The sequence below is a fragment of the Bacillus sp. RE35 genome (genome assembly GCF_052146655.1).
In the GTDB taxonomy this organism is placed as follows: Bacteria; Bacillota; Bacilli; order Bacillales; family Bacillaceae_G; genus Bacillus_A; species Bacillus_A cereus.
On the sequence record NZ_CP197377.1, the window covers coordinates 290,001 to 297,500 of the forward strand.

Genomic DNA, 7,500 nt, shown 5'->3' on the forward strand with positions numbered 1-7,500 from the left:
TAGCTATGTGCGGAAGGGATAAGTGCTGAAAGCATCTAAGCATGAAGCCCCCCTCAAGATGAGATTTCCCATAGCGTAAGCTAGTAAGATCCCTGAAAGATGATCAGGTTGATAGGTTCGAGGTGGAAGCATGGTGACATGTGGAGCTGACGAATACTAATAGATCGAGGACTTAACCATATAATATGTAGCAATGTTATCTAGTTTTGAAGGAATATGCCTTCATAGTTTGGTGATGATGGCAGAGAGGTCACACCCGTTCCCATACCGAACACGGAAGTTAAGCTCTCTAGCGCCGATGGTAGTTGGGACCTTGTCCCTGTGAGAGTAGGACGTCGCCAAGCAACTTTAAGACGAGTCAGAATGACTCGTCTTTTTTGTATGCTTTCATACCTCTATCAATTGCATTTTTAACCCCTTCTAAATAAGAAAATCCATATTTTTTATCTGGCTCTAAGTAAGTTCCTTCCGCCCACTCGTTCCATGCGTTAATAAATAAAAACTCGCTGTTATAAAAAGAGTAAGTACGATGAATTTGCTTGCTTAAATATATGGTGAACTTTTCAGGGGTAGAACCTACAAAGATGCTGCTATTCGCGTTTTTACGTCGTGCAGTATTATCCCAATCAACAAAAGCCCCGGGAAATGTTTTTTTCTTTGGGAGCGATCGTTGTAATATATACATCCATACTTTATCGTAGTCCCAAACATTTAATTGCATATCAGAATCATATATTACCTTATTTATGTCTGAAGAGCTATCATGGGCAATTGTATAGAAAGGTTCAAACTGAATGCTGGCATCGAATCCATTTATATTAGGTAGTGGAAAACTGTTTAATGTTTCAGCAAAGTATATACCTTTTAAACCATTTTCTCGCGCTAATGCATTCCAGTAATTAAGCATTTTTTCACAATCAGGAATATGTCCTGGACGATAAATAATGAATAGAGGTTTATCATCTATATAAATATATCTCTCATCTTGGAAAGCCTGTAATAAATAATCAAAGTGTTCCTTCCAATCAGATATATCTCCGTAGTCTTGAGGCATTAATATATGTTTATCGAGACCATCCCAAGATTTTGTCCATGGTTCATTTGCCCAAGAAAGACAAAAAGGGAAGTCAGGTTCCTTCATCTTTAGTACCTCATTAAAGGGTGTTTCTAATAGTCTTTTTCCCTTAAACCAGTAATGATAATAACAAAAACCATATATACCGTATGCTTTAGCGATTTCCGCTTGCCACTTTCTTACGGAGGGGGTAGTTAAGTCGTAATAAAAATCTTGATAAGGTTCCCTAGGTTGATAATGTCCTGAAAATAAAGGTTGTGCACTTTTAGTATTTGTCCATTCAGTAAATCCTTTCCCCCACCATCGATCATTTTCTTTAATTTGATGGAATTGTGGTAAGTAAAAAGCGATTATTTTCAAGTTATATCCCCCTCATGTTTTTCGTAGTTCAAGTGTTGGGAAGTTATTCTTGATTTGGTGAAGCAATTTTAAAACAAGAGATATGTTATCTGTTTACTGTCTTTTTATGGTATGTATTGGATTTTTTTAAGCTTACTTAATAAGAGAGTATTAGGTAATTTGATATATAGCTGAAATAGAAAGTGCTTTTCGTCATGGAATTTATTACGTTGAATGAAAGGAATTAAATTTTTTGAAGGACAAAGAGGGCCTGTGGTAATCGATTTACATCATCAAAAAAGTCTTGTAGCTTTAAATATTTCTCATAATGATTTTCAATATAAGTCCTAGGTATAACAGTTTCTCCGTAAAAACTACTATTTCTAACATCTCCTGCACCAGTAGGACTGTGAACAAATTTGCCGTTTTCATAATCCGAGATGGCGCGATGTATATCTGGAAAAGCTTGAGATAAAGTTTTATGCCATCCTGTTTGAATTAATTCAGGATGTTCTTGGAATTGTTGACAAAAATCAAGAAAATAGCGCGCTTGTGTTGTTGCGATGAAGATTCCACCAGGGCGAAGAACTCTTGAAAATTCTTTTACCCAATTTTCGGCAGTTACTTCGGATAAATGTGAGAATACAGAATAAGCGAATATGATATCTAATGAATTGTCACTAATAAATTCTACAGGGGGATGTGGACTTGCTGTTTTATATATCCCTCTTCCTAGTGTTTCATTACAAAGTGTGATCATCGCAGGATCGACATCAATGCCAAGTAAATTTTGATCAGAGGCATCTTTAAATAAGAAGCGTATAATCCTTCCCCATCCGCAGCCGAAGTCTAAAACTTTACTTTCTTTATTCAAGGGAACCCCTAAATTTTGGGCGTATTCTTTTATATGTCTATAAAACAAATATGCTTCGTAAAGAGCATGTTCATAGGAAGCACCTACAAATTGTTTTTGAATTTCTTCAGGAGGAAACCTAGGTACGGGAACCCCATTTATCGTTGTTTGTGAACAACTTTGTATAAATAAATTTAGAAGTTCGACATCAGATAGTGAATTAACAAGATGATCAAAATCACTTCCTAACTTAAATTTATTCATTTGTTAAACCTCCGAATTATATAGTGATTAAACTTTATTTTCTTGCTTTTTACTAATAAAAACATGTAAAAATTCAGCATCTAACCCTAGTGACCTATCCTTTTGTAAATAAACAATGGTATACATGTTTGCGTGTGTATAAATATATTCAATCATATCCTGCCCCCAATCGAACGTTACTAAAGATCCATTCTCATCAATAGGGTTTCCGTGATAAATGGGCTCTTCAATATATTCAATCACCTCTTGATTCATTCTTGCTCTTTGCACAGTTTTTGTGAGTGTATGATACCAAGGGACAGTAAATACATGAGCACCGCCAGGTTTTAATACTCGTTCTATTTCTTTAAAGGCTTTGTTTGGCGTCATTACATGCTCAAAAACGTCTTGAGTAATGAATAAATCAAAAGATTCATCTTCAAAAGTCATGTCTTCTAAGTTCTCACATCTAATACCTTGAAAGTATTGGCCAAGAGGATAATTTCTAAAGTATTGAGAATAAGTATAGTTTTTACAGTTTTTTAATAGTAGCTGAGTTGTAATTCCTCCAGGAGAGGATTCGTGGATACTATAGGAATCCCATTTTGGAAAAAATGTATGCAAAGCATGGATTAAAGCTCGCTGCCTTGGTATAGAGTTACATGTAGAACATAAATAATGATCTCTAAGCCAATCATTATGCTCTATAAATGTAGCTTTCTTTTCGCAAATAACGCAGTACCCATTATTGTGTTTCAAATTGATTTCCACACGACATCCCTCCTATGTTAAATGCAATCTATTTATGGAAAGTATGATACACGTCAACAATCAGCGAAATCAAAGGGGGAATGGGTGAAAGTTAGGTATTTTTTAAAATTGCGATTAGGAGAAGGGAATAATCAGTTGAAGAGAACCCCCAATCGAATTAAAGTTTCACTTTATGCTATGCGATGCATCAGCTTTTATTCATGGGAAAATGTATAGACTTAAAATATCCCTTTCGTGTATGGGTACATTTCAAAATCCTGTGCGTATATTTCTGTAACTAAATCCATAGTTTCTTTATCATAAAAGCTTTCGTATGTTGGAAATCGTGGGAAGTCTGTATCTGTAATGCTAAGTTCTGCATAGCTCCCTGCATAAATCATCTTGTGTGCGCGATGATGATCTGAATTTGTAAGAAGTGCTAAAGGGGATTTTATCAAATCGTACGTGTGTTCTAGTTTGGTGATTTGTGTATTAAAATCTTCTAAAGGAATATAACATTGGATGAAGTTTTCTTCACCAGGGACGTATTGTTGACTAAAATGTATATCTAACGCTAGAGAATTGGAGCCGAATGCCTGAACGTAATATAAAAATTGTTTAAATGATATTCCTTGATTACTATATTTGTCATTATAAAAATAATGACGGATACTTTCCCATTGAGGGCTAGCATATGGGTTGTCAGCAAGTAATAGAAATGAGCTGACAGCCCTTGTATAGGGATTTCGCACAAGTTTACAAACATCCTTTTTACCCTCTAGAAGACCATTTTGTAACTCGGGTATGTAATTTGTATTGTTCTTATACACCCAGAACTCATAGTAATGAATAAAGTCATTGTATTTCTTTGCTTCAGTAAATAATCCGATTTGAAAAAAGAACCAATTAGCTAACGCGGTGCATCCGCTTCTATGACTCCAAAATAGTATAATCGGAAAGTCTTTATGGTAATGTGGAATTCGATCTTTATGTAGAATTACATGATTTAAAAGTTCTTGATTTATATTTTTCATGAGTTCAGCACTCCTTTTTGGGAAATTTGTGTATGTAGACGTTTTTTTATGGGTTAAACAAGTGAGGATTGTTTATTAAATATATTCATGGGGATGAGTAAATATTATGAGTGTTTTTGCAGTCAACCTGAATAAGGAAGCTATTCTAAAATGAAAATATAAAATAAAGATAATGAAAATTTATAACAAACATACAATGATAAGAAGATGAATAATCGAAATGATCCAGTTTATTTGTGTATATTTTTAGGTTTGACGACGGGAAAAATTTATTACTAGAGAGATGATATTATGAGGAAGAATAATTATTTAATAGTAGGTGGAAATAGTTTCATTGGTATCAACCTCGCATTGGGTTTATTGGAACAGGGGCAAAATGTAAAAGTATTTTCCAGACATATAAATAATTTTCCTCAAAATATTATAAGTGAAGTTGAATTTATTAAAGGTGATTTAGAAAATGTTGAGGATATATATAAGGCTTTAGTGAATATAGATATTATTATTTATTTAGCTGCGACGTCTAACGTAGCAACTTCAATTGAAGATGTTTTCGGTGATATTAATAGCAGTCTATTTTTTCTTAATTTCATGGAAAGTGTTAAAGATTTTCGTATTAAAAAAATTATATTAGCTTCTTCGGGAGGCACAGTTTATGGTGAACCTGAATATTTGCCTATTGATGAGAAACATCCATTAAGACCACTTTCCCCGTATGGAATAACAAAAGTTTCGCTGGAGAATTATTTGTACTTTTATAAGAGAAAATATGGAATAGATTATGTTGTATGTAGATATTCTAATCCGTATGGAAAATACCAAAACCCCTTAAAAAAAGTTGGGGCGATAAATTGTTTTTTGTACCAGCATCTCAGTAATGAAAGGATTCATATATATGGGAATCCAGAGGAGATTATTAGAGATTATATTTATATCGATGATTTAGTTGAAATTACTATACAACTAGCACAATTAAATCAATTGAAATCTTGCGTATATAACATAGGGAGTGGCAAAGGTCTTTCTTTAAAACGAATTATAGTGGAATTAGAGAAAATAACAGAAAGAAAAGTGGATTTTATCTGTTACAAACAAAAACAAGAGAACGTTCAAAAAATCATTTTAAATATTGATAAGGTAAAACAAGAATTGAATTGGGAACCTAAAATAGATTTTAAACATGGGATTAGATTAAATAAGCTATGGATTGAAGAGTTCTTATATAGTAAAAAATAATAACCCACACTCTACTTGTATATAAGCAGAGCGTGGGTTACTATTTTGCTTCTTTTTCTATAACCCAAAGGTCTTGATGTTCCCACCAAAATCCTTCAGTATACTTTTTGATAATTGGGTTATGGGGTAATAATTTAATTTTGTCACACACGTAAGAGGGACTAACTATCGTTTGTCCGTATTGATTCACATCTAAATCGAATTGTTCACTAGAAGAGAGAAACCAATAGCCCTTTTCATTTAAATTTGGAAACCCGAAGTATTTTTTGCTTTGATAGCCATGGGTTGTGAAAATGAATAAACCACCAGGTGAAACAGCGTTATACAATGTTTGCAGCCAACGAAACCAAGTTGTATCAGGCATATGAGAGAAAAAGGATAGACAAAAAACGATATCGTACGTAGAGGAGTCCAATTTTAACTGTTCAGGCTCAGGATGAGACAATATAGAAGAATTATTTAATTTGTTTTCAATAAAGGAAATAGCCTCTTCGTGTATATCGCAAGCGGTTATACTCAAATTCGCTTGTAGATTTAATAAATGACGTGTTACGCAGCCGTATCCGGATGCAAATTCTAACAATTTAATTGGATTGCCTGTAGGAGGATAAAGGGAAGTAATTAAGTTTAAGAGTATTTGTGCTGAGTTTTGCCCATCTTTAAAGTAGTAATCTATCGCTTCTTTTTTTGATGGGAAGACGGGATTAGTGACAATGAACTGAAAGATATGATCCTCAGGATGGATACTTGCATTTACATTATAGTTGTGTGCGATTTGAGAAATTAAATCTTTATGTTCCTCTATAAAGTCTTTCAAAGAGTATTCCTCCCTTAAGTAATAGTAGCAACTTACTAGAGATATTGATGGCATAGAAAGCACATGTTTAAATTTTTAAGTATGCTTTAAGATGCTTTCTATATGTATACATTTTCATTTTAGAAATGTCGTCGATAGTAAATCTTTCTTTAATGAAATTTTGCATTTGTACAACTTCATTGTAATGGGAGTATGAATCTTCTGTTCTCGTTACGCTATTTAAATGTCGTCTATGATAGTTTAAGGGGGATGGATTGAAGTAAATATCTCCCTCTGTAAGAAGAGAAACATAGAAAAACCAATCACCAGCTATTTTGAACTTCTCTAACTGTTTTTCTGTTTTCTTCATATCTATATTTTTAAAAACTACACTTGAAACATTAGGTATAGTGTTTTTGATAAGTAACGTATCTTGTATTTCTTCGACGCCTTTTCGAAAATAGGGGCCTTTCCATTTTTCTTTATCGATATCATTTGTGTAATTTAAATAATGATTAGCCAATACATTTCCTTGTTCATCAATTTGTTTTGATTGTGTGTAACTTAAGGTAATATTGTTATTTATATAAAACCCCTGTATCACCTCTTGTAAAAATGTCTTATCGCATAAGTCATCGGCCTCTGCGATCCAAATATAATCACCAGTTGCTGCAGAGACTCCTTTTATCCATTGTTTAAATACGGAACCAGAGTTTTTATCATTAATAATCTGTTGAACCTTCAGGTGGGGCTTATTTTCTTTTGAGAGCAGCTTTTTAAAAGTTGATACGCTATGATCAGTGGAGGCATCGTCTAAGAAAATTAGTTCGTAAAGAGGGTAGGTTTGGTTTAAGATTGATTCGATTCGAGCAGGTAAGTATTTTTCATAATTATAGTTCGGTATGATTACACTTATCTTTTTGTAATTATGTTCGAGAAGATCTAGTAATTGATAAATGTAATTAAGAAAATTGAAGTTTTTTTCGATAAGTTCTTGGCCAAAGCTTCCCTTTTGTAATCGTAATCCCTCATCGTGAATAAATTCATATATTTTCTCTAGCATTTTGGGTAAATTTAAAAAATCTACTAAGGCACCAGTTTTTTCTGTAACAACATCTTCAAAACCTCCAGCATTTTTAAACCCTATAACAGGAAGTTTTGCATCTAATGCTTC

Annotated in this window: 7 protein-coding genes and 2 rRNA genes (2 of these 9 running past the window's edge); 3 read left to right on the forward strand and 6 right to left on the reverse strand. The window is 33.4% G+C overall.

Annotated features, from left to right (window positions below):
* Both ACTL4X_RS01630 and rrf read left to right on the forward strand, forming a co-directional pair.
* A 23S ribosomal RNA gene (locus ACTL4X_RS01630) occupies nucleotides 1–180 on the forward strand (it extends 2,742 nt beyond the left edge of the window).
* Between the two features lie 48 nt (nucleotides 181–228).
* Nucleotides 229–344, forward strand: a 5S ribosomal RNA gene (gene rrf, locus ACTL4X_RS01635).
* Nucleotides 345–358: 14 nt separating this feature from the next.
* Here the strand turns inward: rrf and ACTL4X_RS01640 are convergent.
* From ACTL4X_RS01640 to ACTL4X_RS01655, 4 genes are all read right to left on the reverse strand, one after another.
* Nucleotides 359–1,435 (reverse strand): glycosyltransferase WbsX family protein, encoded by a 1,077-nt coding sequence (locus ACTL4X_RS01640; protein WP_000690976.1) that lies wholly within the window; start codon nucleotides 1,433–1,435, stop codon nucleotides 359–361.
* A gap of 223 nt (nucleotides 1,436–1,658) precedes the next feature.
* Nucleotides 1,659–2,531, reverse strand: a complete 873-nt coding sequence (locus tag ACTL4X_RS01645) for a class I SAM-dependent methyltransferase (protein WP_001031898.1) — start codon at nucleotides 2,529–2,531, stop codon at nucleotides 1,659–1,661.
* Between the two features lie 27 nt (nucleotides 2,532–2,558).
* Complete coding sequence (locus tag ACTL4X_RS01650) at nucleotides 2,559–3,281, reverse strand: class I SAM-dependent methyltransferase (RefSeq protein WP_000405122.1); 723 nt, start codon at nucleotides 3,279–3,281, stop codon at nucleotides 2,559–2,561.
* 218 nt (nucleotides 3,282–3,499) lie between these two features.
* Nucleotides 3,500–4,294, reverse strand: coding sequence for a sulfotransferase family 2 domain-containing protein (locus tag ACTL4X_RS01655; RefSeq protein WP_000790044.1), 795 nt, complete (start codon nucleotides 4,292–4,294; stop codon nucleotides 3,500–3,502).
* Nucleotides 4,295–4,585: 291 nt separating this feature from the next.
* On the opposite strand from ACTL4X_RS01655, the gene ACTL4X_RS01660 reads away from it, so the two are divergent.
* The gene (locus ACTL4X_RS01660) at nucleotides 4,586–5,530 is read left to right on the forward strand and encodes an NAD-dependent epimerase/dehydratase family protein (protein ID WP_001230820.1); all 945 of its coding nucleotides are present in this window, start codon (nucleotides 4,586–4,588) and stop codon (nucleotides 5,528–5,530) included.
* A 40-nt stretch (nucleotides 5,531–5,570) separates the two neighbouring features.
* On the opposite strand, the gene ACTL4X_RS01665 is transcribed toward ACTL4X_RS01660, so the two are convergent.
* The gene (locus ACTL4X_RS01665) at nucleotides 5,571–6,347 is read right to left on the reverse strand and encodes a class I SAM-dependent methyltransferase (protein WP_000651232.1); all 777 of its coding nucleotides are present in this window, start codon (nucleotides 6,345–6,347) and stop codon (nucleotides 5,571–5,573) included.
* Nucleotides 6,348–6,414: 67 nt separating this feature from the next.
* Nucleotides 6,415–7,500 carry the 3' portion of a glycosyltransferase gene (locus ACTL4X_RS01670; protein ID WP_000558370.1) on the reverse strand. The gene runs 846 nt beyond the window's last position, so the window shows 1,086 of its 1,932 coding nt (coding positions 847–1,932); the start codon falls outside the window, past its right edge; the stop codon is at nucleotides 6,415–6,417.